This window comes from Pseudomonas paraversuta (assembly GCF_904063065.1).
Taxonomy (GTDB): Bacteria; Pseudomonadota; Gammaproteobacteria; order Pseudomonadales; family Pseudomonadaceae; genus Aquipseudomonas; species Aquipseudomonas paraversuta.
Genome location: NZ_CAJFCL010000005.1, coordinates 219,816 through 244,119, shown reverse-complemented (window position 1 = coordinate 244,119; position 24,304 = coordinate 219,816). Strand labels below are relative to the sequence as shown.

Annotated in this window: 22 protein-coding genes; 6 read left to right on the top strand and 16 right to left on the bottom strand. The window is 56.8% G+C overall.

Annotated elements, in window-relative coordinates; all coding sequences use genetic code 11:
• The first annotated feature begins 51 nt into the window (after positions 1 to 51).
• On the top strand, positions 52 to 1,428 hold the full coding sequence (locus JQ845_RS12500; RefSeq protein WP_003442097.1) for a nucleobase:cation symporter-2 family protein: 1,377 nt from the start codon (positions 52 to 54) through the stop codon (positions 1,426 to 1,428).
• A 106-nt stretch (positions 1,429 to 1,534) separates the two neighbouring features.
• A complete protein-coding gene (locus JQ845_RS12495; RefSeq protein WP_003442095.1) occupies positions 1,535 to 1,858 on the top strand; it encodes a DUF6388 family protein in 324 nt (107 codons plus the stop codon).
• Between the two features lie 42 nt (positions 1,859 to 1,900).
• Here the strand turns inward: JQ845_RS12495 and JQ845_RS12490 are convergent, their stop codons facing one another.
• From JQ845_RS12490 to JQ845_RS12470, 5 genes are read right to left on the bottom strand one after another with little or no spacing between them, the layout of a single operon-like run.
• Complete coding sequence (locus JQ845_RS12490) at positions 1,901 to 2,500, bottom strand: ATP-binding cassette domain-containing protein (protein WP_003442093.1); 600 nt, start codon at positions 2,498 to 2,500, stop codon at positions 1,901 to 1,903.
• Positions 2,493 to 3,299 carry an ATP-binding cassette domain-containing protein gene (locus JQ845_RS12485; RefSeq protein ID WP_203009053.1) on the bottom strand — a complete coding sequence of 269 codons (807 nt, stop codon included), beginning with the start codon at positions 3,297 to 3,299 and terminating at the stop codon, positions 2,493 to 2,495. Before JQ845_RS12485 ends, JQ845_RS12490 begins: the two co-directional genes overlap by 8 nt.
• Positions 3,299 to 4,105, bottom strand: a complete 807-nt coding sequence (locus tag JQ845_RS12480; protein ID WP_003442088.1) for an ABC transporter permease — start codon at positions 4,103 to 4,105, stop codon at positions 3,299 to 3,301. Before JQ845_RS12480 ends, JQ845_RS12485 begins: the two co-directional genes overlap by 1 nt.
• Positions 4,102 to 5,073: an ABC transporter permease gene (locus tag JQ845_RS12475; RefSeq protein WP_236010207.1), complete on the bottom strand. Its 972-nt coding sequence runs from the start codon at positions 5,071 to 5,073 to the stop codon at positions 4,102 to 4,104. The genes JQ845_RS12480 and JQ845_RS12475 overlap by 4 nt, the downstream gene beginning before the upstream one ends.
• Positions 5,070 to 6,650: an ABC transporter substrate-binding protein gene (locus JQ845_RS12470; protein WP_160628060.1), complete on the bottom strand. Its 1,581-nt coding sequence runs from the start codon at positions 6,648 to 6,650 to the stop codon at positions 5,070 to 5,072. The genes JQ845_RS12475 and JQ845_RS12470 overlap by 4 nt, the downstream gene beginning before the upstream one ends.
• Positions 6,651 to 6,935: 285 nt before the next feature.
• Between JQ845_RS12470 and JQ845_RS12465 the strand changes: the two genes are divergently transcribed.
• On the top strand, positions 6,936 to 7,427 hold the full coding sequence (locus JQ845_RS12465) for a hypothetical protein (RefSeq protein ID WP_127196298.1): 492 nt from the start codon (positions 6,936 to 6,938) through the stop codon (positions 7,425 to 7,427).
• A gap of 172 nt (positions 7,428 to 7,599) precedes the next feature.
• On the opposite strand, the gene JQ845_RS12460 is transcribed toward JQ845_RS12465, so the two are convergent.
• Positions 7,600 to 8,931: an aminotransferase-like domain-containing protein gene (locus JQ845_RS12460; protein ID WP_203009051.1), complete on the bottom strand. Its 1,332-nt coding sequence runs from the start codon at positions 8,929 to 8,931 to the stop codon at positions 7,600 to 7,602.
• A gap of 98 nt (positions 8,932 to 9,029) precedes the next feature.
• Between JQ845_RS12460 and JQ845_RS12455 the strand changes: the two genes are divergently transcribed.
• Entirely contained in the window at positions 9,030 to 9,926 is an 897-nt protein-coding gene (locus JQ845_RS12455; protein WP_203009050.1) for a DMT family transporter, read from the top strand.
• An 11-nt stretch (positions 9,927 to 9,937) separates the two neighbouring features.
• Here the strand turns inward: JQ845_RS12455 and JQ845_RS12450 are convergent, their stop codons facing one another.
• From JQ845_RS12450 to JQ845_RS12425, 6 genes are all read right to left on the bottom strand, one after another.
• Entirely contained in the window at positions 9,938 to 11,269 is a 1,332-nt protein-coding gene (locus tag JQ845_RS12450; RefSeq protein ID WP_010656401.1) for an LLM class flavin-dependent oxidoreductase, read from the bottom strand.
• Between the two features lie 83 nt (positions 11,270 to 11,352).
• Entirely contained in the window at positions 11,353 to 12,117 is a 765-nt protein-coding gene (locus tag JQ845_RS12445; RefSeq protein WP_010656402.1) for an ABC transporter ATP-binding protein, read from the bottom strand.
• Positions 12,118 to 12,142: 25 nt separating this feature from the next.
• Entirely contained in the window at positions 12,143 to 12,928 is a 786-nt protein-coding gene (locus JQ845_RS12440) for an ABC transporter permease (RefSeq protein ID WP_003442072.1), read from the bottom strand.
• Complete coding sequence (locus JQ845_RS12435; RefSeq protein WP_203009049.1) at positions 12,925 to 13,830, bottom strand: ABC transporter permease; 906 nt, start codon at positions 13,828 to 13,830, stop codon at positions 12,925 to 12,927. The genes JQ845_RS12440 and JQ845_RS12435 overlap by 4 nt, the downstream gene beginning before the upstream one ends.
• 32 nt (positions 13,831 to 13,862) lie before the next feature.
• Complete coding sequence (locus JQ845_RS12430; RefSeq protein ID WP_236010206.1) at positions 13,863 to 14,936, bottom strand: ABC transporter substrate-binding protein; 1,074 nt, start codon at positions 14,934 to 14,936, stop codon at positions 13,863 to 13,865.
• Between the two features lie 36 nt (positions 14,937 to 14,972).
• A complete protein-coding gene (locus JQ845_RS12425) occupies positions 14,973 to 15,884 on the bottom strand; it encodes a TauD/TfdA dioxygenase family protein (RefSeq protein ID WP_003442065.1) in 912 nt (303 codons plus the stop codon).
• A 482-nt stretch (positions 15,885 to 16,366) separates the two neighbouring features.
• Between JQ845_RS12425 and JQ845_RS12420 the strand changes: the two genes are divergently transcribed.
• On the top strand, positions 16,367 to 17,422 hold the full coding sequence (locus tag JQ845_RS12420; RefSeq protein ID WP_003442063.1) for a fatty acid desaturase: 1,056 nt from the start codon (positions 16,367 to 16,369) through the stop codon (positions 17,420 to 17,422).
• A 79-nt stretch (positions 17,423 to 17,501) separates the two neighbouring features.
• Positions 17,502 to 18,647, top strand: a complete 1,146-nt coding sequence (locus tag JQ845_RS12415) for an EstA family serine hydrolase (protein WP_003442062.1) — start codon at positions 17,502 to 17,504, stop codon at positions 18,645 to 18,647.
• 893 nt (positions 18,648 to 19,540) lie between these two features.
• Here the strand turns inward: JQ845_RS12415 and JQ845_RS12410 are convergent.
• The 4 genes from JQ845_RS12410 to JQ845_RS12395 are packed head-to-tail and all read right to left on the bottom strand — an operon-like array spanning position 19,541 to position 24,299.
• A complete protein-coding gene (locus JQ845_RS12410; RefSeq protein ID WP_203009048.1) occupies positions 19,541 to 20,560 on the bottom strand; it encodes a hypothetical protein in 1,020 nt (339 codons plus the stop codon).
• A gap of 6 nt (positions 20,561 to 20,566) precedes the next feature.
• Positions 20,567 to 21,466, bottom strand: a complete 900-nt coding sequence (locus JQ845_RS12405) for a hypothetical protein (protein WP_203009047.1) — start codon at positions 21,464 to 21,466, stop codon at positions 20,567 to 20,569.
• Entirely contained in the window at positions 21,463 to 23,310 is a 1,848-nt protein-coding gene (locus tag JQ845_RS12400; protein ID WP_203009046.1) for a hypothetical protein, read from the bottom strand. The genes JQ845_RS12405 and JQ845_RS12400 overlap by 4 nt, the downstream gene beginning before the upstream one ends.
• Positions 23,301 to 24,299 carry a PD-(D/E)XK motif protein gene (locus tag JQ845_RS12395; RefSeq protein ID WP_203009045.1) on the bottom strand — a complete coding sequence of 333 codons (999 nt, stop codon included), beginning with the start codon at positions 24,297 to 24,299 and terminating at the stop codon, positions 23,301 to 23,303. The genes JQ845_RS12400 and JQ845_RS12395 overlap by 10 nt, the downstream gene beginning before the upstream one ends.
• Between the last annotated feature and the right edge of the window lie 5 nt (positions 24,300 to 24,304).

The window sequence follows — 24,304 nt, the reverse complement described above, 5'->3', positions numbered from 1 at the left end:
GTGATGGCCCAAGACCAGTAGAATCGCGCTCTTTTTTCCAGGGCACTCGCCATGACCTCTCCCAAAACACCGCATGAAGCCGAGTCCCAGACCAGCGATCTGGTCTTTGGTCTCGAAGCCCGTCCCAAGCCATGGATCGCTTTCCTGGCAGCGCTGCAACATCTGCTGGCGATCATTGTTCCTATCGTCACCCCCGGCCTGCTGATTTGCCAGGCGCTGGGCGTCTCGACCCGCGACACCAACATGATTGTGTCCATGTCCCTGGTGATCTCCGGGATTGCCACCTTTGTTCAATGCAAGCGCTTCGGGCCTTTCGGCGCCGGGCTGTTGATCGTGCAAGGCACCAGCTTCAACTTTGTCGGCCCGCTGATCGCGGGCGGCGCGTTGATGGTGAAACAAGGCACCCCGGTTGAAGGGGTGATGGCTGCCATTTTTGGCGTGGTGATTGCCGGTTCGTTTGTCGAAATGGGCATTTCCCGGGTACTGCCGTTTGTAAAACGCATGATCACCCCGCTGGTGACCGGCATCGTCGTACTGATGATTGGCCTGACCCTGATTAAAGTCGGTCTGATCAGCATGGGTGGCGGCTTCACCGCAATGGGCAACGGCACCTTCGCCAATGGCGAAAACCTGATGCTGTCAGGCGTGGTGCTGGCGATTATCGTGATCCTCAACCGCATCCCGCTGGTCTGGATGCGCAGCTGCGCCATCGTCATCGCGCTGGCCGTGGGCTACGCCCTGGCGGGCTACCTCGGACGTCTGGACTTCACCGGCATGCACCAGGCCGAAGTATTCCAGGTACCGGTACCGCTGCACTTTGGCCTGGGCTTCTCATGGGCCTTGTTCATTCCGATGCTGGTGATTTATCTGGTGACCTCGCTGGAAGCCATTGGTGATGTGACCGCCACCAGCAAGGTCTCGCGCGAACCCGTTGAAGGCCCGGTGTGGATGCAGCGCATCAAGGGCGGCGTGCTGGTCAATGGCGCCAACTCGCTGCTGGCAGGTATTTTCAACACCTTCCCGAGCTCGATCTTTGCCCAGAACAACGGGGTGATTCAGCTGACCGGCATCGCCAGTCGCCATATTGGCGTGTGGATTGCCGGCATGCTGGTGCTGCTGGGGCTGTTCCCCAGCGTTGCCGGTGCCATTCAGGCAGTGCCTGAGCCGGTACTCGGTGGTGCGGCCATGGTGATGTTCGGGGCTGTTGCAGCCTCCGGGATCAATATTCTGGCCAGCACTACACTGGACCGTCGTGCCCTGTTGATCATTGCGGTGTCGCTGGCGCTGGGTCTTGGTGTGTCACAAGTCCCTGAGTTCCTGGCCCACATGCCCGCCGCCCTGCGCAATGTGCTGGAGTCCGGTGTGGCCACAGGGGGTATTTGCGCCTTGTTACTGAACTGGTTCCTGCCGGAAGCAGAAAAGAAATAACCCGCAATACGACCATCAACGGCAGGATTGCCTTGAGCCATCCTGCCTGGCCTTGAACCGGGCCTGTACCCTGTACCGACCGTCCCTTTGTAACCAGGAGTCTGGCGTGACTGAACCCGGAATCAACCATCAGCAAGCCCTTGATCGCTTTCTCGGCGAGCACCCCGAACTGGCAGCCGAGCTTGAGAAGTTAAACCCCTTGGCCGCCCGTGCGGTGGGCCAATCGATGAAGGAATATCGCCAGGAACGTTTAAACGAAGCCTTCGAGGCCGAGGCTGAACGCCTGGGATTTTTTGCCTGGGAACTGACGCTGCAATTGACCAGTGCCAGCACCGAGGAGTTTGAGGCCCAACGTCTTGAGGTACACCGCGAGGTGGCACAAATGGCAGGTATGGACTGGGACGAATATTGCGAGCTGCATGGCCTGTAGGAGCGAGCTTGCCTCGCGATGCCAGCACACAGCTTGCGCGGATCAGCCGTCCCGCTGTGGCATCCAGATACTGGAACAGACTTTCTCCAGCAGCGCCTTGTTATGGCTGAACACAATCAGCCCCAGTTCACGGCGCTTGACCTCCTCCAGCAACACTCGCCATACCTGGGCCTGAATGTGAGGGTCAAGTTGCGCCGTCACCTCATCGGCAATCAGATAGCGCGTGCGCGGGTCCAGCGCCCTTAGCAAGGCGATGCGCGCCAGTTCGCCGCCCGATAATTCATCCGGCCGGCGCGTCAGCCAGGCAGGATTCACTGCCATGCGTTCAAGCCATGGGGCATCCGGGGACCAAGCATCACGCAGGCTCTCACCCGTGGTGCGATAAGGATTGAAGGTCAGTTCGGGGTGTTGTGGCACTAGCTGGACCGGGCAGTAGCCCTTCTTCGACAGCGGTTTACCGCCCACTGTGACACTGCCCGAAGTTGCCGTTTGCCACTGCGCCAGCACCCGGCCCAGGGTGGTTTTCCCAAAACCGCTGGGGGCGGAGATGCCTTGACACTCCCCCAGCCCCACCTGAAAAGACACCGAATCCCAGAGTCGATGACCGTCTTGCACAATGCTGAGTTCGCGCACTTCAAGCATAAGAATCAGCCCCGACTTCCGGTACCCGCCGCGCCAGAAACTGTTGCTCGGGCAAGGCCGCCCAAAGCGACTGCAGCCACGGACTGCCTGCGCTTTCACGCAACTCTTTCGCGCTCAGGGTTTCGTGCAGTTCACCTTGATGCAACACCGCGATCTTGTCGGCAAAACGCGCCGCCAACGCCAGGTCATGGGTGACCCACAGAATGCCCCGCCCCTGCTGGCAAAAACCCTTGAGATGGGTCAGCAGCTGACAAGCATGCTCGTCATCCAGCCACGAGGTGATCTCGTCCGCCAGAATGTAGCGCGAGTGGGTCAGTGCCGCGCAGCTGGCCAGAACCCGCTTGGCCATGCCCCCGGACAACTTGCGCGGATATTCGTCCACCAGCCCGGGTTGCAGGTTGTATTGCTGCAGTTGCCGCGCCACAGCCCCCGGCTCCAGGGTGACCCCGCTCAACTGCGCCGCCCTGTTCAACTGCGGGCCGACTTTAATCAGCGGGTTCAGGGCACTCACGCCCTGGGGCACATAGCACAGGCTTTTGCCGCGCTGGTCGACCTTGCCCGCAGCGCTCAGCACCTGCCCATCGAGCACGATATCGCCATGACAGCGCATGTTGTCCGGCAGCAAACCCAGGGCGCTCTGTAGCAACAGGCTTTTGCCCTCCCCGCTGGAGCCCACAAGTGCCACCAGCTCACCGGGGTTAATCTCCAGGGAGATATTGCTCAGCAGCGGATGCCAGGTTTTATGGCCCAGCCAGTGATAGTGGGCGATATCAATCGCAAACCGGTCGAATTTCAGCATCAGGTAATCCTTATCCAGAGCTGTTGCAGCGCTCGTGCAAATTGGTCGAATACCAGTACCAGACCCACCAGAATCAAACCCGGGAAGAACGCCATCCACCAGGCACCCGTACTCAAGTACCGTAGCGCATCCGCCAGCAACAAGCCCAGTGACGGATCATGGGGCGCCAGACCAAAGCCCAGAAAGCTCAGCGCCGCCGAATGCAACACTGCGTGGGGGAACATCAGCAAGGTGCCGATGATCCACTGCGGCAGCAGCAACGGCAGCAAGTGATGGCGCCAGCGATAGAAGCTGCTGTTGCCCAGGCGATGGGAGAGCATGACAAAATCGGTCTCGCGTATGCGCAGGATTTCGGCTCGCAGGATCAGGGCCAGTCGCGGCCAGTGGGTCAGGGCCACGGCCAGGATCACTCCCTGTTTGCCGCCGCCCAGGGTGAAGCAAATCAACACCAGCAACAGCAGATGCGGCAACGCCAGCATGCTGTCGATCAGCCCGCGAATCAGGTAGTCCAGGGTTTTGTTCAGTGCACACAGGCTGGCGGCAAACATGGCCAGAAAACCGCTGCTAAAGGCTGCGGTCAAACCGATTTGCAGGCTGGTGGTCATCCCCTGGAAGCACCGCAGCCACAGGTCCCGTCCCAGGCTGTCGGTGCCAAACCAGTACTCGGACGAAGGTGGCAGGCGCCGCGCCAGCAAATCCATCGGAACATCAACGCTGACTATCGACAGGCCATACGCGATCAAAAGCAGCAGCATCAGCAGCGAGAGGCAAAGCCTGAACAAGGCACGATTGGGGTCGTAAGTCATGACTGGCGCGCCGCCCCGCGGTTGAGGCGCAGTAACAGCGCGTTGGCAATGCTGTTGCCGGTAAACACCAGCACCGCACAAAACATCACAATCCCCATCAGTAACGGGATATCACCACGCAAGCCGGCATCGATAGTGGCCTGGCCGAGGCCCGGATAAGCGAAGACTTTTTCCGCCAGCAGCGAACCGCCAATCAACTCCCCCACCGAAGCAAATTGCAGGCACAACGCGGGGGTTACCGCGTGACGCAAAATATGAAAGTTGATCAGCGGCCAGCCTTTATCGCCCTGGGCCTGGGCATAGCGAATGAACTCACTGTTCATCACCTCTGCCACCCGTGAGCGGGTGTGCAGCGCAATATTGCCGACCCCCAGAACCCCGAGGGCCAGCATGGGCAAAATCAGGTGCCTGAGCTTGTCGCCCCAGCTGGCTGTTTCGGCGCTGCTGCCGGGGGTCCAGGCACAGCAGATCGGCGCCCAGTTGAGGGTGACGGCAAACAATGACAGCAACAACAGGCCAATCCAGAAGGTCGGCAGGGACGCCAGTACATAGGACAGGGTCGAGATCAACCGGTCCGGCCAGCGATTCAAGTAACGTCCGGCCGTAAGGCCCATGGCCAGACCGACAATCCCGGAAAACAGCCACGCCGACAATAGCAGCGCGAATGAGGTGGCAAAGCGCTCACCAATCACTTGCGACACCGGCGCGTTGTAGAGCATCGAGTAGCCGAAGTCGCCTTGCAGGATCTGGCTGAACCAGTGCAAAAAGCGCTCCCACAAGGGCAGATCCAGCCCCCAGCGCGCAGCAATCAGCGGGTATTGCTCGGGCGGCACGTGCAACAGGTCGTTGCCGATATAAGCCCGGATCGGGTCAACCGGAGAAAAGCTGAGCAAGGTAAACGTGCCTGCTGCCGTCACCAGCAGCAGGCACATCAAGCGCACAACATAAAGCGAGAATCCACGAATCACTTGCAGGTCCACTTCCAGCCATCAAGGCTATTGAGCAGCGACCAGGAACCGTGGATTTCCGGAGCGCCTTTGCCCAGGTCGATACACTCATCAGCCAAATACGTGTGCTGTACGTTCAGCAACCACGCCCAGGCTGCATCGCCCTTGACCCCGGCGCCGGTCTTGCCGTCCCACTCCACTTGCTGCCAGAACGGTACCGCCTGCTGCCAGGTCGGAGCATCCAGCGCCTGCTGCAAATGCTGATCGACTACAGGATTCTTGTAATAACCGGGGTTGTAGTACTCAACCCCGGCCGCCTTGCTGCTGTAGTGATGATAAAGCTCCATCGGGTCGAGGCTGCCCCAGCCAAACAGGGTCGGGTTGGCGTGCATGTTGCGTTCAACGGTTTCCCAACTGCCTGACTTCAAGTCCACCTCGATCCCGACCGGCTTGAGCATGGAGCGCACGGCCTGGGCCAGGTCACGTCGGGTCGCATCGCCACTGGCGTACCACAGGGTGAGTTTGGCCGGCACACCCTCTTTGGCACGAATGCCACTGGCGGTTTCAACCCAGCCGGCTTCATCCAGGATCTGTTTGGCCCTGGCGATATCGCCATCCTTGAAGGCCGCCTGCGGGTTATCCCAGGGCAAACCCTGGACCCCGGTGTAGGCAGGTATCGCATGCCCTTCGAGAATCTGGTCCGCCAGCAATTGGCGATTGATTGCGTAGTTGATGGCCTTGCGGATCGCCACATCGGCGGTCACATCGTTACCAACGGGGTAGCCATGGGCATCCTTTTCGCCTGCCCTGGTGGTGGGCAGCACAATGCCGCGATTCTCGACACTGGGGCGTACCCACAGCTTCATGCCCGGTGTCGGCGTCACCGCCAGCGACGGAGCGATTCGTACGATACCCAGCTGCTTGCTCTGGGCCGCGGCAAACGAGCTGTCCTCATCGAGGAATACAAACACCAGCTTGTCGAAATCGTTTTTCTGCCCCGCGTAATACGGATTGGCTTCAACAATCAACTGCTGCCCCGGCTGGTAGCTGACCAACCGGTAAGGCCCGGCACCAACAGGCTTTTGCGCATAGGTTTTAGCGTCGTACTTGTCGGCCGAGACAATGCCCAGTGATCCCAGCACATTGACGAAGGTACTTTGCGGCGCCTTCAACTCAATGCGCACGGTGAGCGGATCTACCGCTTCGGCCTTGAGGAAGTTGCCCATATCGACCTTGCCGCCACTGGCCGCCGCATTGTTGTAGGTGTAGGCCACATCCTTGGCAGTCAGGGCCGAGCCATCGGAGAATTTCAAGTCGGGCTTGAGCTTCAAAGTCCAGGTTTTGCCATCGTCACTGGTCTGATAATCAGTGAGCAGGAAACTGCTCCAGGACAAGTCCTCGTTTTGCTTGAGCAACGGGCTGTGCAACAGCAGATAACTGCCGTGACTCCAGCCCAGCATGGGGTCAAAGCCTTCAGTGGGTTCATCGCCAATGGCCAGTTGCAGAGTTCGTGCCTGCGCTGAGTAAACCGGCGCAGCGAGCACACTCAACAAGGCAGCGGCCACCAGGGTATTGCGCATCCATGCAGGCTTTGACATCTATCCTCCTGAAATAAATAGCTTCGTCGGCAAATCCCGGAAAAACCATGCGCCAATTCTCGCGCCCAACAGTAATAGCACCCCAGTATCAAATATCCAGCAGTCATATGATTTTTTAGGGAAATCTTCATACCGGCGCATTATCTTGTAACAACATAAGAATCCCCAGCGACCGGGATCTCAACTTCCAGGCAACCTCTGAGAGGTTCAAGGACGCGGCTGTGCTATACCAAATGGGTACGATTGTTCAGACATGGCATGCAGATTCCACATACAGAGGTTCACATGTTCAAAGGATTAGCCGGTCACCTCAAAGACAAAAACATCCACTCGATCAACGCCCTGCCATCGAACAATATCGAACTGTTCGACTGCTACACCGGGCTGATCCTGGGCCACCTGTATCGCAATTTCCCGCTGCCCCTCACCCTCACCGCCGAGCGCTTTATCGATTACAAAACCCTGGGCGCCAGCAACCGCGACACTCTGGAAAAAGAAGAGGCCCTGTTCCTGGCCACCGTCAAATGGCTGGCCGACGTCGGCTACATCCACTTTGACGGACTGTCAGGGGTTTCATTTTTCGAAGTAGTGCTGACCAATAGCGGACTGCTGATTTTGCGCGCGTTCCCTGAAGGCAAAGACAACGCCCCTACCATTGGCGAGAAGTTGTCGCACTGCACCAGGGACGAAAATAATGGCGAACTACGAGCCCTGGTGTCAGAAGCACTGGGCCTGGGAAGCCGGATGATCAGCCCGATGACGCGCTCGGGGATTTGAGCCAGTCGCATTGATCCGCATGCCACTGCAACGTTTCAACACTGGCCTTCGCTGAAGCCGATGTTGGCGTAGCCAGTGGCATGCCTGGGTAGTGGTTGCAAGGTAGCCATTGGTATACCCCCTCTTGATGCCTGTACCTGCCATACAGAAAGTGCAAGCCCGTCCCCAGCCACTAAGTACAGGCTTCAACCACCCACTTCACTTTCGCCAGTGCCCCGCGCAATGCCCCCATGTCCACCGATCCCAGGGCCAGTCTGATGGCGTGGGGTACGTGGGTCGAAACAGCAAATGGCTGGGCGGTGGAGACCGATATCTGTTCGCGCAGCAATGCCGTGACGACCTGCTCTGCCCTGGCATCCTCGGCCAGGGGCAGCCATACAAAGTAGGAAAAGGGATGGCGCACACGGTGCAGCCCGGCCAATTGTTCGTCAGCAATGATCTGGCGGGCCTGTGCGTCCTGGCGCTTTTGCACTTCAAGTCGGCTCACCGTGCCGTCGTCGAGCCAGGCACTGGCGATCGAGGTCATTATCCCCGGGGTATTCCAGGCTGTGACCCGGATCATGCGCTCCAGTGCGGCAATGGTTTGAGGCGGCGCCGCGACGAAACCGACGCGTAAACCCGCAGCAACATTTTTCGACAGTCCGGATACATACACCGTCCTTTCCGGTGCCAGTTCAGCCAGGGGTGGCGGCGGATTTTCCACAAGAAAAGCGTAGGCCGCGTCTTCGATGATATGCAGATCATACTTGCGCGCGATTGCCACAAGCTGCTGACGCTGCTCGAGGCTCATCACCCAACCCAGCGGATTGTGCAGGGTCGGCATGCTGTAGATCGCTCGCACCGAGCGACTGCGACAGAGCTGTTCCAGGGCATCAAGGTCCGGGCCACTTTCTGTAACCGGAATCGGCAACACCTCAAGATGCAGCGCCAGGGCCAAAGCCTTGAAGCCCGGATAGGTCAACCCATCGACCGCAATGACATCGCCGGGCTGGAGCAGCGACATCAAGGCCACAGTCAAGCCGTGCTGGGCACCATTGACGATCAAGACCTGCTCGGCAGGTATGTTCAGGCCGCGAGTCTGCAAATGCCGGGCAAACGAAGCCCGCTCGTGCAGGCGTCCGCCATGGGGCTGATAGCGCAGCAGCGACTCCAGGTCGCCAGACAACGCGAGCTGGCGCAAGGCGCTGCGCAACAGTTCGGCCTGGCCGGGCACAGAGGGGTAGTTGTAATTGAGGTCCAGCATCCCCGCTGTCACGTCGGGCTGGTCGATGCCGTGGCCGGGGGGCAACGACGTCTCTCTGACGAAAGTCCCGCGCCCCGCCTCTCCACTGACCAGGCCCATGGCCTCAAGCTCGGCGTAAACCCGACTGGCCGTGACCAGCGCCAGCCCTTCTGATGCGGCCAATTGCCGGTGGGTGGGCAAGCGGGTACCGGGTGGTAAGCGTGCACTGCGGATATCAGCGGCAAAGGCGTCGACCAGCGACTTGTAGCGAGAGCGCGGCATCGGGACTTGTATCCATGACAATATTTTGATTGTCATCAATATTCGACCCTAGGATGCACTTTATGCAATCCCGCGATCAGCCTTGAGTGTGAAACTCGATGGAACGAACCTCCAACCTGCAAAATCCGGCAACCTCGCAAAACCTGAGCGGCTGGCTCAACGGGTTTATCGGCGTGGTTATTTTCAGCGGCTCGTTACCGGCAACCAAGGTGGCGGTGCTGGAATTTGATCCGGTTTTTCTGACCCTGGCCCGCGCCACCATCGCCGGGGTCATTGCCCTGTGCATGCTGCTGCTGTTGAAGGCAAAGCGCCCTCAGCGAAGCCAGCTTTTGTCCTTGCTGATCGTGGCCATCGGGGTTGTGGTGGGCTTTCCACTGCTGACCGCCCTGGCGCTGCAGCATGTCACTTCTGCTCACTCGATTGTGTTTCTCGGCCTGTTGCCCCTGGCGACTGCAGCCTTCGGCGTGTTGCGCGGCGGCGAACGTCCACGGCCGGCGTTCTGGCTGTTTTCAATCCTGGGCAGCGCGCTGGTGGTGACGTTTGCCCTGTCACAGGGTCTGACCGCCTCTGCCACAGGCGACATTCTCATGTTCCTGGCCGTGATCATTTGCGGCCTGGGCTATGCAGAAGGTGCAAAGCTGTCCAGAACCCTGGGCGGCTGGCAGGTGATTTGCTGGGCCCTGGTGCTGTCGCTGCCGGTGATGGCAAGCCTGGCGGTTTACTGTGCACCCTCTTCGTTCGCCAACATCAACCCGCCAGCCTGGCTGGGCCTGGCTTACGTCTCGCTGTTCAGCATGCTGATCGGCTTCGTATTCTGGTACCGCGGACTGTCCCAGGGAGGCATTGCGGCCGTGGGCCAGCTTCAGCTGTTGCAGCCTTTTTTTGGCTTGGCCCTGGCCGCTACCCTACTGCATGAGACCGTCAGCATCGGCATGTTCGCCGTGACCGGCGCGGTGATCCTGTGTGTGATTGCGGCGAAAAAATTCGCTAGATAAGGCCCCATTGTTCAGGCAGTTTTCAGCGTAAAGCGCGAAGCCGGGCGGTTCAGGCCGTAGTGATCGCGCAAGGTACTGCCCGCGTATTCGGAGCGGAACAGGCCGCGCTGGCGCAGGATCGGCAGCACTTCATCAAGGAACACCTCAAACCCGTCCGGGAACGCCGGAGGCATCACGTTGAAACCGTCGGCGGCGCCACTGCGAAACCACTGTTCTATCAGGTCAGCAATCTGCACCGGCGTGCCTACCGGGACCCAGTGCCCTCGCGCACCGGCCAGGCGATTGATCAACTGGCGCAGTGTCAGGTGCTCGCGATCAACAATGTCGATGATCAGCTTGAAGCGACTGGACTGACTTTCACGGCTGTCGAAGTTGATCAGGTGCCGCGGAAACGGCGCGTCCAGGTCATGCCCGGACAGGTCGACCCCCAGCATGCGGCGCAACTGACCCAGAGAGATATGCGGCAGTACCAGCTCATTGAGCTCATCGAATTTGCGCTGGGCTTCAGCTTCGCTGCTGGCTATGTACGGGCTGATGCCCGGCAGGATTTTCAGCTGCCGCGGGTCGCGCCCCACCGCCCTGGCCCGGGCACGGATGTCGTTGGCGAACTCGGTCGCACTGTGCAGCGTCTGGTGCGCGGTGAAAATCGCTTCGGCATGGCGAGAAGCAAAGTCGCGGCCGTCCTCGGAAGAGCCCGCCTGCACCTGCACCGGCCGGCCCTGTGGCGAGCGCGGCGAGTTGAAGGGACCCTTGACCTTGTAATGGGCGCCCACATGGTTGATCGCATGCACCTTGCTGGTATCGGCAAACACCCCGGCCGTCTTGTCCAGCACCAGCGCGTCGTCTTCCCAGCTGTCCCACAAGTCGGCCGTCACCTGCACGAACTCTTCGGCCTGGGCGTAGCGATCATGGGCCGATGGATGCTGGTCAAGACCGAAATTGGCGGCAGCGTCGGCCATGGAAGTGGTCACGATGTTCCAGCCGGCGCGGCCGTTGCTGATGTGGTCCAGGGCGCTGAACGCTCGGGCCAGATTGTAGGGTTCACTGTAGGTGGTACTGGCCGTGGCAATCAGGCCGATACGCCGGGTAACTGCGGCAATGGCCGCCAGCCAGGTGATGGGCTCGAACCGGATACGCAGGCCCTCCCGCCCGCTTTCGGAAAGTGAAGGTGAATCGGCAAAGAAAATCGCATCGAGCTTTTCCCGTTCAGCGCGTAACGCCAGCTGCTGGTAATAGCCGATATCCATCGAGTGTTCCGGCACCGATTGCGGGTGGCGCCAGGCGGCTTCGTGATGGCCGTTGGGGTAGATAAACAGATTGAGGCTGAGCTGGCGTTCGGACATTTTCCGCTCCCTGAAGAAAATAAACCTGACAAACATGGGCCTGCGCGCGGCGTCAGGCAGCAACCCGCGGCGCAGTAAAGAGATCAGTGCAGTTCAGCGAAATCACTCAGTACATCGTCGCGCAGGGCAATGAAACGGCTGTCGCTGCGGTTGCGCGGGCGTGGCAGGTCGACGTCTAGAATACGGCGGATGCGGCCCGGGTTCGGTTGCATCACCACAACCCGATCCCCCAGGAAAACCGCCTCATCCACATCGTGGGTTACCAGGATCATGGTGATTTTTTCCTTGGCCCAAATGTTTTGCAGCTCGCCCTGCAGACGCGCGCGGGTCAAGGCATCCAGGGCTCCCAGTGGTTCATCAAGCAACAACACGCTGGGGCGATTGACCAGCCCGCGGGCAATCGCCACCCGTTGCGCCATGCCTCCGGAGATCTGATGCGGGTAAGCGTCGATAAAATCCTGCAGGCCCACCAGTTCGATGTGCTCACGCACGGTGTCGCGTTTTTCAGCACTGCTCAGCGCCGAGTTCTTCAGACCTACCGCGACGTTCTGCTCCACGTTGAGCCAGGGGAACAGGCGGTGATCCTGAAACACGATGCCGCGCTCCAGCCCCGTGCCGGCAATGGGCTTGCCATTGATCAGGATCCGCCCGTCATATTCCTCATCGAGCCCCAGAATCAGGCGCAACAACGTGGACTTGCCGCAGCCGCTGGCGCCGACAATGCTGATGAATTCGCCGGGGGCGATGTCGAGCTGAATGTTGTCCAGCACTTGCAGCTGGGTCGTGCTGCCCGGACGGGAGGCAAAACGCTTGCTGATGTTTTCCAAGGTCAGGCCGTTGTTGAGCATGCTGCAGTCCTTCTGAAAGTGTTAATCAACGGGGGGCGATGCCATACAGACGCTGCATGCGCCGCTCACATACCCGTGCCAGTGCATTGAGGCTCCAGCCCACCAGGCCAATCACCACCATGGCGAACAACACCAGGTCCATCATGAAATGCTCGCTGCCATCAATCAGCGTATTGCCGATCCCCTCCCCCGAAACCAGCAGGTATTCGGCACCGATGGTGGCCAGCCAGGAGTACACCAGCGCCAGGTACAGCCCGGTAAAGATCGACGGCAATGCGGCCGGCAACATGACCCCGATGATGGTTTGCCAGCGGCTAAAGCCGTATACCCGCGCCACCTCCAGCAAATTAGGCGGCACGCTGCGCAAGCCATCGCAGGTATTGACCACCACCGGCACCAGCGCTGCCAGTGACAGAAAGGCCACTTTCGCCACATCACCCAGGCCGAACCACACCGAGATCAGCGGGATCCAGGCGAACAGCGAAATCTGTTTGAAGGTGTTGAAACTGGGCCCGACCAAACGCTCGAAATGCCGTGACAGCCCCAGCAGGCATCCCAGCACCAGACCCAGGCTGGTGCCGATAAAAAAGCCACTGAGATTACGCGTCAGGCTGGCGCATATGGCGCGCCAGAATTTGTCCGAGGTGATTTGCTCCCAGGCCGTGACTGCGACTTTCTCCGGTGACACCAACAGCCCCGACTGGCTCCAGCCCTGATGGGATGCCAGCCACCAGATTGCGATGGCGGCAATCGGTAACACCCAGCCACGATAGCGACGACTGCCCGGACTCACTGCAATCACGGCGCTCATGACAGTGCCCCCGCTGTCCCGGGGCGACCGCGATTGAGGCGGCGCTCCACATAATCAAACCCGCGATCGATCAACAGGCCGACTGCCCCCACGACCACCACGGCCGCCATTACCAGATCCAGTTGAAACAACTGACGACCATACACGATCAGGTAACCCAAGCCCTCACTGGAGGCAACCAGCTCCACTACCACCAGCGACAACCAGGCCTTGGTGAAGCCCAGACGCAACCCGGTGAACAGCGTCGGGACCGCCGCCGGCAAGACAATCCCGACCACGCTTTGCCAGCGACTGAAACCATAGGCCCGGCCAACTTCCAGCAGCCCCTTGGGCGCCTGATGAAACGCTTGCAAGGTGCACAGGGTGATCGGCACTGTCGCCGCCTTGGCAATCAGCACGTACTTAAGGGGTTCGCCGATACCGAACACCAACAAGGCAAACGGCAGCCAGGCCAACACCGGGATCTGAACCAGCGCATTGAAGGTAGGCAGCAGGTAATCCTCGACGGTGCGCGAGAGACCCATGGCCGCCCCCAATACCACACCGATCGAGGCGCCCAATGCGAACCCCAGGACTACTCGTTGCATGCTGGCCAGGGCATTGATCCACAGATCACCGGAAGTGATCAGGTCCGACAGGGTTTGATACACGTAGGCCGGGGGCGGCAGCACCTGCTCCGATAGCCAGCCGCGCTCGACGCCCAAATACCACAGGCCCAGCAAGACCAGCGGCAACAGCCAGGGCTCGGTGTAACGACGCAGGTTGGCGAACCCCTGAGAAGTACGCGGTATCTCGACCTTGCGCACGGGCCGAATCGGCGCCGGCGGCAAGCGCTTGACGTTGTCCCTGGGTAACGCCGGAGCCGCGTACGGCTCCGGTCTGGCGGTCTGTGCCCTGGCCATGTGCTAGCTCCCTTGCTTGCTGGTCGCGACCGCTACCGCATCAGCGGCGGGCTGCTTGCCATCCGGGCCGTAGGGGGTCCAGTAGTGTTCAAGGCCCCTGCTTTGAGAGCCGCCTGCAAATAACCGGGGGCGAACCAGCCCTCGACAGTCACCGGACGACGGATCAATTTTTCTGCCTTGGCTTGATCAGCCACGGCCTGATAGCGGCCTATCAGGAAGTTGTCCACCAGAGGCGAGACTTTGTCCCGCAGGCTGCTTCCGGCAAAGTCGGCGCGCAATGACTCCACCGGGTCATTGCTCTTGGCCCACTCGGCGAAGACCTGCTCGGCATGCCCCTCGTCCGAACTCCATTTCGCCGCATCCACCAGGGTGTCGACGACTTTCTGCACGTTCTGCGGGTGTTCCTTTTCATAATCGCTACGCACCACCAGCGCCGTCTGGCGGGTGTAGCGCACATCCTGCGAAGGGTTGTCATAGATGATGTCGATCAGACCTTTATCCCGCAGCTTGAACAACTCGCGTCCGCCAAAGGCCGCGTCCACGCCATTGGAAACCAGGGCCGCCTGGGTGCTGCCAGTGTCGAGGTTGATCACCTTGATGTCGCGCTCGGTCAGGCCACGCTCGGCCAGCAGGTTGATCGACACCAGGTGCCCGTTGGTACCGCGAAACACCGCTACTTTTTTGCCTTTGAGGTCATCGATGCTTTTGATGTCAGAGCCCTTGGGCACCGCCAGGTAAATGTTCGAGCGCACCCCCAGTGCCGCCAGCAATCTGGTGTCCAGCCCGTTGGAGCGGCCTACGACTGCAGGCAGGTCGCCCTGGTAGGCGAAATCCAGCTGCTGGTTGGACAAGGCTTCATTGACTGCCGGCCCTGCCCCTTTAAAGAAGAACCACTGCACCTCGGTGCCGCTGCCGGCGAAGGCTTTTTCCAGAAGTTGCTGATTGCGCACAATGCCCAGGGACGAACCACTGAACGTAACCGGGTCACCACCACCGGCGGCGGCGACGCCAATGCGCAACACATCGGCCTCGGCCAATGGCGCAACCAGCAGCACCGCCAGCGCGGCCGCAATACGCCCTTTGCGAAACACTTTAAATGTAGCCATGTGGAGGTCTTCCTTGGATCGATGAGGATTGGTCTGTCAGGCGGCGAGGTGTTTTTTGTCGGCTTCGGTTTGCGGCGAGCGGGTTTCGGGGGTGGGTTTGAGTGCCTGGCTCAAGCGTCCGTCGACGCCAAACGGCACATCACCGTCAATGGTGGTACGGCGCACAATGCGCTGCGCATCGCCGTAATCGTTGATCGCAATATGCTGGGTGGCGCGGTTGTCCCAGATCACCACATCACCTTCCTGCCAGCGCCAGCGGACGGTGTTGTCGACATGGGTAATACGGTCGTGAAACAGACGGATCAGCTGTTTTGAATCATTGCTGCTGACCCCTTGAATCTGCTTGACGAAGTGCCCCAACAACAAACTTCTCTCGCCCGACTCCGGGTGAACGCGAACCAGAGGATGTTCAGTCTCGTAAACTTCGGCGGTGAACTGTTCGCGATAACGCTTGAGCCCCGACTCATCGGTATTACGCGGTGCGGCGTAGTCATAAAGATTGGTGTGCAAGGCGCGCAAACCATCGGCCAGCAGTTTTAAAGGTTCCGGCAGATCGGCATAGGCCGTTGCCGTATTGGCCCATACGGTGTCGCCGCCATAAGGCGGGATGACCACACCGCGCAGGATGGAAATCTTCGGGTAATTGGCCACGAACGTCACATCGGTGTGCCAGGAGTTGGCCCGGGTTTCCTTGGCATCCAGGTGCAGGATGGCAGTGCTTTGCTCGGCCGAACGCACGGTCGGGTGCGGTACTTGATTACCAAAACGTCGGGAAAATGCTTCGTGCCCGGCATCATCGAGATGCTGATCGCGAAAGAACAACACTTTGTATTTCAACAGTGCTTCATTAATAAACTCGAACGCTTGTTCACTGATATCACCGCCCAGTTTTATGCCGTCCAGTTGTGCACCAATTCGACCTGCGACGGGTTTTATTTGAATAGTCATCAAACCACTCCTGCCTTATGAACCGTTGTTGGCCAGATCATAAAGGCATAAAAGCAGCACTGACTAATCACAATTTAATATAAAGATATGCGAATCATCCGCTAGAACCAGGACGCTATAAAGCTTGATAAATTGTTATATAAGTCTGGTTGTAAGCTCATAACTTTTTCACTGGACCCTGGATAAACAGGTGGAGCCGGGGGTTGGAAAATTCACCGTCGCCACCACAGCGGCTCCCGGATTTACCTGAGTACCGCCGATTTTTAACCAAACAGGAGACGGCCACAGGGAAATAACGAGTGCCAGCTTTGACCCACATCATTCACCAAGCCACAGAGACAAGTTGATTGTCGGACAATACAACATTCTATATATCCACTCGTCAGATTAGACACTTAAAAAAACCGAAAACTTTGCTCTGTAAAATATATGTGCTTCTCTAGAGACGCTAACCCGACCCATCGTCTTCAAAGGATGAAGTGATGAATGCCTTATATAAAACCTCGACCAGTCCGTTATCAAAAACAGAGCAAGATTCAATCAATGAGGTCACTCAGAAAATCACCCAACACAGTAACGAACTGCGTAAAAAATACCCCCTGCTCGGGTATCAAAATGTTATAGGCGCTAGCGTGATGACACTGTCTATCGCTGGCATGATCCTCTCTGGCACGCTGTACATCAAAGGCATAATACCCGCATGGCTGTGTATTGTGATCAATGCTTTATTAACCTCCTTCATACATGAACTTGAACACGACTTGATTCATCGCTTGTATTTCAGAAAGCAGCCCATTGCACACAACTTGATGATGTTGCTGTGCTGGATAACCCGCCCGGGAATGCCGAGCCCCTGGTTAAGGCGAGAGCTGCACTTTCACCACCATAAAGAGTCGGGCACAGACACCGATGTTGAAGCATGGATTACCACCAGCGGCAGCAAGTGGGGCGCCAAGCGGCTCCTGAAACTCATCGATGGATTTGTCTTTGGCATTGTAAATGCCCTGTTTGCGCCGACCTGGCGGGAAAAGGTCAGATTGACCGTCAAGGTGCTGCGCTTGAATGCCCCCATGGGACTGTTGTACTGGGGCTGCTGGTATGTGTTCCTGGGGTATCACTTCTATACATGGACAAGCTCATTAATGGGTTTTGCCTATCAGCCATCACCCACCACATCGATACTGATGAGCGTGATCAACAGCGCCGTGGTTATCATCGTCGCGCCAAATATAATACGTCAGTTCTGTCTATTCTTTGTCAGTTCAAATATCCATTATTACGGCGATGTGATGCCGCGCAATCCCTTGCAGCAAACTCAAGTCATGAATCATTGGTGGCTATGGCCATTCCAGTTGTTCTGCTTCAACTTCGGCAGCACTCACTGCATTCATCACTTCGTGGTTAAAGACCCCTTCTATATCCGTCAAATGACAGCACCCTTCGCCCACAAGGTATTAGCGCAAGCCGGTGTTCGCTTCAATGACTTCGGCACTTACAAACGCTCAAACCGTTACAACCTGACTCAACCGGACGCTTGAACCTGTGCACGGCCCTTTTAGAACAAGGGTATTTACGATTTAAACGATGGCACAACTTTAAACACATGGAGTGTTAAGCATGGAAGCTGAAGGGATATGTGCGAATCAATTTGAAAGCGTCAAGCATGCTTTTGAAAATATCTTTAATGATCCGCAGGAACGAGGGGGAGGACTCTGCGTAAAAATTGGCAATGAAACGGTCGTGGATTTATGGGCAGGCTCATCAGATCGTGAAGGTAATAAACCTTGGCTTAAAGATACGTTGATCAATACATTTTGCACGGTCAAACCATTCGCTGCAGTGGCGGCATTGATGCTGGTCGAGAAAGGGAAACTGGAATTAGATATCCCGGTGGCTCATTACTGGCCTGAATTCGCCCAGGGCGGTAAAGATAAAATCACCTTGCGCCATGTGATGAGTCATACCTCCGGGATTCCAGCGTTAAGGCTCCCCAACCGCAACCCGACGATGTATGACTGGGAGCATATGGTGAATGTTCTGGCTGCCGAGCCTATATGGTGGCAACCAGGTACCGAGCTGGGATATGGAACCACAACCTATGGCTGGATCATCGGCGAGCTGATCCGGCGAACTGACGGCCGCAACCCCTGCACCTTTATCCATGAAGAAATCACCCAGCCCCATGGCCTGGAGGTTCATCTGGGCGTGGAGCAACAAGATTATTACCGCATTGGCCATTATGACGCGGCCAAGGGACGCATAGGTGACCCTTACTCGAAGAACTTGCGAACAGTAGTTACCACTCATTCGGAAGACATTTCGACCCTTGCCTTTACCAATCCGGGAATATCTCCCAAGCGTTCATCTGATCCAAAATGGTGGGCCTTCAAGCAGCCCGGTGCGTGCTCACATAGTACGGCAGCTGGTTTGGCCGGTTTTTACAGCGCATTACTGGCCGGGCAATTCATCGGCACAGACATGCTGAACGAATTCACCAAAGAGCAAAGCAACGGCATGGATCGCATCTGGAAGCGGCCAATGCGCTATGGCCTGGGTTGCATGATGGAACAAACGGCCGATCCGGATGCATCACACTGCATGGGGCCCAACACCTTTGGCCATATAGGGCTTGGCGGTCCAATTGCCTTCGCAGATGCTGATCGCGAGATCAGTTTCAGCTTTGTGACAACGACTTCAGGTGGGCACATGATGATTGATCCACGCGCACAGAACCTTGCAGCCCTTGCCTACGCGGCAATCTAAACACCCGAGGATTAACCTGGTACACAGAGAGGCCAGCCCCGCAGGCAACTGCACAAAACCGCGATAAGCGAAGCCGACTCGATAGCAAGTCACCCCGCTGCACCCGGTGTAGTGTGTTGTATTACACATCACTACACCGGGACCCCATGCCTACTATGTCTGCGCGCATGCATGGCCAAATTACACACGCCCTCACCCATCTCGCCGAAGCCACTGGCCGCAGTAAATCCTTTATGGCCATCAACGCCCTGCTCGGTTGCTTACACACATATAAAGAAAAGGTCCTTCCAGGCAGCAAGAAAATGCGGCAAAAAAGAGAGTCTGCGCAGAGGTTTCCCAAACCCCAGAAACGACAAAGCCCGCCAAAAGGCGGGCTCTGCGGTGTAGCAATATGGCGGAGGCGATGGGATTCGAACTCATGGACCTGTTACAGTCGACGGTTTTCAAGACCTCTATTTATACATACACAGCATGCGGTCTGTAGGAATTTTTTAGTGGCATTACTTTGAGAGTGGCGATTGGCTGTAGGCCACTTCCTGCGCGGGGTGATTTTTTGGTTCTGGTACCAAAAATCTATGGGTACCAAAAGGTGAAATAAAAAGTGCTCTACCTGCAAAATCGTTCATTACAAGCATTTTCCTACGGCAGTTGGAGGAACAAATCGACAGTGTTTTCCATCGAGTCCGCCCCACCACTTGCAAGCCCATCTATGTGGTGTTTATCAAGATAAGACGCCCTGTCGTCTACGCTTTCTGTTGCTTCGAAACTGGAGAGTCACCATTAACATTCGTTGCGAACTGGTAGCGTTACTGTGTCCGGGACTTGAGACTTCCAGGTCAAAGCCGGGGCACAGACAGAGCTTGGCAAGGACAGGGCCTCTCAAGCTCTCGGACCTAATAGATGGCTGTACCCAGCACCCGTATTTCTGACTCAAGCAGTCCGATTCCCTCCATTCTCTCGAGAAGATACCTGAGCGCATTTCGCTCACTGAGTGTCAGCTGAAATTCTAATGCCAGAATTGACTGCAACGCAGCATTGGATTTTGGAGAAAGGAGATTCCAACGTCTTGCTTCGTCTAATAATCTTGTGGCGGCTGTAGTCAATGCGTGACTCGCCACTCCATTGAGGGTAGAGGCTTCTCGGCTGTTCACCTCCATGGTTGAGCTGCCATGAAGTTCAGCCGCTGGTGTTTCGAAGATCAGATCAAGAACTGCCACTAGGCTTTCGGCGGGAAGTTCGTCCAGGGATCTAACCTCATTTCTCGCGCGAATCTGAAGCATTGCCCGACGGGTCAAACTTTCCATCGCCCCTTTACCATGATGCAAAGATGCCCGGACCCACGCCTCGGCAATTGCGATTGCCAATACAGGATTGCCTCCCAAGCTAGGCCGTTCCGTTATTTGTACAAACGCATCCTCGGTGAGTTTCTCAAGCAACCCCCAACGGTCTAAGCTTTCCTGACCTCTATCAAACAGCTTTCCACGCATCCAGAGTCTTTGAAGTGTATTGCGTACCCCACCGAGATATCTTTCAGGCGAGTCACCGAAGCGCCAATTTGCGATATCGGGAAACATAACTATTGCTACAAACGCCCATACGTCATCTCTAAGTGCTTCTCCACTCGCCAGCACGCTCTGATCCGCTAACCACGCCGCGGCCTGCGCATCAAAGCATGAGAGCTCGGCCCTTGTGCCTTTTCCTCCAAAGCCATTATTTTTTGCAATGGCTAAAATACCCTCACGGAGCTCTTCAAGCTTTCTAGCGGCGATAGGGGATCCACCTGTTGGCGTGAACCTGACTGCTTCAGGAAGCTCATTAGCGTTAAAACCCCGCCATTGGTCCGGGCCGGTACTTAAATACGATTCCAGTATCCGTTCCGCGGCAAGCGGCGGAAGCCTAGGCAACAAAGTCATCACTCATTAGTCTCCAAGATCTGCCAACGCCACAAATGACGCACGGAATATACCCGGCCTATTGTCAAATACGGACCTGATGAAATCTGGGTCTTTACCAGGCCACGCTTTCCTCAACCACGAGGACGCTTGGGCTGCTAGAGAACCCGGTTCAGCGGAGAAGAATAAATCGTTGACGTCCGGGTCTGTAATCAGTCTCTCGCACACCTGCCCCATCACATCTGCCATCAGCATTTGAATCATCATCGGATCCTGCGCCTCAATCCTTTCGATAAATTCAATGTGCGTCGAATTCAGATAGAGCCGCATGGCACCATGAAAATCGCGAGACCAGTCACGAGGAGACCAATGCAGGTACCAAGGTGCGGACGCAGAAACGGCGTCTCCAAGCAGGGCCTGGATATCTCCAACCTCTATTGGGAAACGGGGTTCCTCACCCTCCAGCCTCACACGAACTCGATCAGACCAGAGTTGATCCCCTATCCGCGAAGGAGCAAGAGGCGCAGGGACAGATATCGAAGTTGCTAAAGTTATCCGGGTGCTCAGGTCGAGCACGGTCGAAAGTGCTTCGCCTGGAACCTCAATATCAAAGTCGACCATCCATGACTCTGCCTCCAACACTCGGCTTTCGCGACCCAACACAAGACGTGGCAGTCGCCCTTGGCCTGTACCGAATCTGACCGAAGCAAAAAATTTCAGATCGTTTTTATCAAGTTGCAGGTCCGCGGCAGCGATTGATGGATCTATGAATATCTGACGCCGCAAGCGTATGGAAGAAGCAGGATCCCAATCCTGTAAATAGTCACCCGCTGGAGCCCACTCGGATTCGTTGAGAGAAATCGACCACGAGGTTGCTGTCACTGCGGATTCTGAAAGGGTCAAAAAAGGAAACGCTATACGACTCACTGATGGCTCTCCGTCAAGACTTCTACATCAGCGATAACCGCGCAATCGAACGGTATCCGAACCCGAATCTCGTACATTCCCTCTGCACCATCAATTGCCAATTCCCCTCCCTCGGCACACTGACTACCGTCCCAGGACCGCACCGACACAATTGTCGCTGCAGGCAATACGGCATCCGATTCGATCGGCCGGCCTCCATCAACGGCGACTGCCGCACTCGTAGAGAGCTTCCTTCCATTGCGACCGGCATTCTGGCGTACTTCGGTGATGAAAACGGCTACAGCTCCTGCTTCCGTTGACTCAAGGCGAAGGAAGCTTGGCGCACTGGCTCGTGCACGAGCAGGAGTCGCTCGCCCCCCGGATGCCTTCCCGCGCTTTCTCTCGGCACCATCACCACTGACTCCTTCCAGTACAGCCCCCATTCGGCCTGCAAGCTTGGCAAGAGGCGGACCCGATTGACGGCCTGGCTTTCCTCCCGGCGAGCTCAACCCCATATCCGCTGCGCAAGAACGAAGCTCTCGCAGGGCAACGTTTACAAGTGTCTTATGGGTACCTTTAGGGAGGTTATCGGGGATCCAGTCATCATGTGCAGGAGGCTCTGACTCGGCGAAGGCCGACTCAACATCCTCATCATCGCTAGTGATGAAAACTCCAGCCCATTCAAGGCGCTCATCAGGCAAAGCGGTGCCGGGTAGATATTTGACTACAAGCCCAACAGGACGCATGAGTGCAATATGCTGGGATACTGACGGAAGTACTGTGCCCTCACCTACGAGCGAACGTCTAGCAGTGCGCAAGCCTTTCTCAAGCGCAAGCGTCCCCACCCTGATTTGAGATTTGGTAGCCAATAACGGTCGGATGTCGTTCCCTTCTCCCGATCGCGCTGCCCGCATTGCTTTCGCAAATAGATCCAGCGGGGGGAAATCTTCAGGCGCTGGAATTGTGACCGGCACTCCATCCAGCTCTAGGCGTACGTTAAATCGATGAGAAGCGGGTGTATCCCGCATCATCCTGGGCCAGAAGTTCCACAAAACAGCTTCAACAACTTTGTTGCCTAAGGTCTGAAGATCTTCACCATCCGTCATGAAATCAAGGATCATGATCGATGTACCAGATTGATCAGCTCCTCTGTCGGGTAACCCCAAATTGGAGGCTAGAACTTGGGCATCTAAGCCGGTCAATGGATCGACAATTCCGTCATCGGGATCCGGAATGCCCCACCAATGCCGGCCAGTGAAACTCTGCAACATGGTGTTGCCCGGAATGTCAAAAGATGGGCCTACATGGCAAGCAATAATGCGACGCCCTTCTGGTCCAGTCCCATACGGGAGTGTATCCACTATGATGGTGCTGCAACGGCTAGCGCGGTAAAGCGCTATTTTTCCGAAGCCATAAGTACCGCCACCTTGCACGGTATTCCTGGCTGCACCGATATTACGTAAAAAATTGATGAACTGAGTATCTTTTACTCCCAAAGGGATTCGATCTGATCGCGTTGGACCGCCAAGCCCAATGGTGCCAAAGTCGCAAATTTCCATGACAACAAGTTCTTTCTGCGAAAGACTTTCTCGAAGCACAGTTCGCGATTGCCCGGCAGCCGGAAGCGATGTAATCACTTTTGAATCGAGTGCAAACTTCTGCTCCTCTGTGAGCCTTCGAATCTTTATATCGATTCTGGGCCCGACCCCAAGTTTCGCAGCGTCAGCGATATTCTGCAGAGATTCGCGGATCACCGTCTGAAGTGGGTCAAGGGTAGGTGCTCCAAGGAGCCGGCGAACATTATCTCCGATATTCCCGGTCGAACCGTAAGGCTCGGAGAAAAGTTGAAAAGGTATTACAGACATCCAGCAAGCTCCATCTCAATCTTCTTATTAGAGCTCTCGGGCGCCAGGAACTGCAAAGCGAATGAAAGATCAATCGAATAGTTAACGGCGGATAGACCCGAGTGTACTGCGCCCGCCAAAAGCATCGATGATGTCAGTCGGGGAAATCCGTCTCTCACTTCGTAAAGGAATTCGGATTGAATGCGGAAGGATTGGCAGTTCCAGCGTGGCTTGTCGAAGTCCTCGCACCCGATTTCAGCGAGTAATTTTTGAAGCCGGTCCGGCTCGTCAGCCTTTCTTAACGCGCTATTGGCCAAGCTGGATATATTAAGATTTCCACCAGACACAGACTCCAAAACTAAACGCAGAAGATGCAGGCTACCGTGGTCCGGTATTTCCAATTGCTCAAGACCGTTTATGACGATAGCCGGGTTTCCGGCACGAACTGTCGACTTGATTTCAAGTGAAGTACCACCCCTGCGGAAATCGTGCCGGTCACCTGATGGGCCGCTCCAGGCACGCCACCCTGATGCAGAAATGTCCAGAAGACGGTTCAGAAACAACAACTCCCCCACAAGGCCGACAACGACTGTGGGCGCCACCTCGCTACCACTCGATGGCATCAGAAGAGAGCGGAAATCCGCAATAGTTGATTCAACGGCAGTAACGCAATCAGTGCCCGCAGAAACTCTCACGAGTATTTCGTCAACAACCTCACCGAACACAGCCTCAAGGTTCCTTGAGAGACAAAGCAGGTCGATGAACCTGAACGAACGCCCTTCATGTGTAAAGCACGATACTGATAACGCAAGAGCATCTGCCGTGCCTGAGAGCGAAATTGTTTCGCGCTCGCCCAGAGGAAGAAGAACTCGAGGCTCATCATTGGGGCCCAGCGCAAGGCGTATTTTGCCCGCAGAAGTAAGGACATCAGCGGGAATTGTATAAATCTGAAAATCACTATCCATATGCCCCCCTCTGCGCAGTACGCTCCACATGGTTTCAGCCGTCATTTAAA